The sequence below is a fragment of the Corallococcus sp. AB049A genome (genome assembly GCF_003668885.1).
Lineage (GTDB): Bacteria > Myxococcota > Myxococcia > Myxococcales > Myxococcaceae > Corallococcus > Corallococcus interemptor.
In genome coordinates, this window is record NZ_RAWL01001123.1 from 1 (window position 1) to 443 (window position 443).

The 443-nt window shown below is 68.8% G+C and carries 1 protein-coding gene; it reads right to left on the minus strand.

Annotation, left to right across the window (positions count from 1 at the left end; translation table 11 throughout):
• A partial coding sequence (locus D7X55_RS46510) for a UDP-N-acetylglucosamine 2-epimerase (protein WP_147470503.1) occupies positions 1 to 443 on the minus strand: 443 nt, incomplete at both ends.

Here is a 443-nt window from a genome sequence, read left to right on the forward strand (position 1 = left end):
CGTCGGCGCGCTGCATCAGGCGCACGAAGCGCAGGTAATCCTGCGGCGGCACCAGGTGCACGTTGTCGAGGTTGCCGAGGTGGGCATTGACCGGGCCCTGCACGTTCGGGTTGAGGTGCACCGGGTACAGCACCTGCAGGTCCGGCCGCCGTGCCAGCTCGGCCAGCGCACGGCAGATGTCCTCGAAGCCCTGGCCGAAACTCTCGCGGCGATGGCCGGTGACCAGCAGCAGCCGGCGGCCGGGGTCGAGAATATGGAAGGGTTCGTCGGCCTGCGCACGCAGTGCCGGATCGGCATCCAGCCGCTGCACGGTCTGCTGCAGCGCATCGATGACGGTGTTGCCGGTGACCAGGATCTGCCCGCCCAGGTGCTCACGGGCCAGGTTGGCGCGCGAGCCGGGAGTGGGTGCATACAACTGATGGCCGACCACATCGATCACCCGC